Origin of the sequence: Alteromonas sp. a30 (assembly GCF_026788005.1) — a bacterium.
In the GTDB taxonomy this organism is placed as follows: Bacteria; Pseudomonadota; Gammaproteobacteria; order Enterobacterales; family Alteromonadaceae; genus Paraneptunicella.
Genome location: NZ_JABEPE010000082.1, coordinates 1 through 888 on the forward strand (window position 1 = coordinate 1; position 888 = coordinate 888).

An 888-nucleotide genomic window follows, 5' to 3' on the forward strand; every position below is an offset into this window, starting at 1 on the left:
AACGAAATGATTGCAGAGTGGTATCAAGACGACCCCGACTTAGTGGTGATTATGGGCCGCCAATTGCTTGCCGATAAATACCTCGCCTTGGTCAACGACAACGATGCACCCACCGAGCGCAATGCGCTAGATATGATCATCAGCAACAAACAAGTGGGCGGCATGAATGCGGTGCGAGTGCCGTTTTTTCCGGCCCGCGCCTTTGCGGTCACGCGCCTAGATAACCTCAGTATTTACTATCAAGAAGGCAGCCGCCGCCGTCATATTAAAGACAACCCCGAGCGCGACCGCGTAGAAGATTTTCAATCAGTCAATGAAGACTACGTGATTGAAGATTACGACCTGATTTGTTTTAACGAAAATATTCTGGTTCCCGATGGTAACGGAGGCTGGCACTAATGAGCATTGCACGTAATCACAAACACAAAAAGCTCGCGGAAAAACACGCCTTGCTCAGCCACGATGCCATTGACGATAACGCCAGTCACTATGAATTAATGCTGGCTCAGTTAATCACTCACCAGCGCCAACTTTCCCAAATTCAAAGCATTGAGCGGCGCGTTAGCGTAAAAGCCGAGCTGTTAGCCCAATACAGCGGTTATGTGGATGGCATTATTGCAGCTAACGCAGGCGCGCAAGACGATGTATTAATGACGGTGATGATGTGGCGCATTGACGTTGGCGATGTAGAAGGTGCTATCGAGATTGCTGATTATGCCATTGAACACGACTTAGCCATGCCGGAGCGTTTCAAGCGCGACACCGCCACCTTGATTGCAGAAGAAATGGCCGAATACGCCATGATGCATTGTAGCGAAGCAAGTGACGAAACGCCCGATAATCACGGCAAAATGACTGAACATTTGCTGCATGTGCTGGCGCTCACCG

At 49.8% G+C, this 888-nt stretch carries 2 protein-coding genes; both read left to right on the top strand.

Going from position 1 to position 888, the window contains the following annotated elements; all coding sequences use genetic code 11:
* Positions 1-399: P2 family phage major capsid protein (locus HJG39_RS19275; protein WP_268412048.1), on the top strand; the 399-nt coding region annotated here is incomplete at its 5' end.
* Positions 399-888 (top strand): phage terminase small subunit (gpM, locus tag HJG39_RS19280; RefSeq protein WP_268412050.1); only part of this gene is annotated, 490 nt, incomplete at its 3' end. The genes HJG39_RS19275 and gpM, both read left to right, overlap by 1 nt.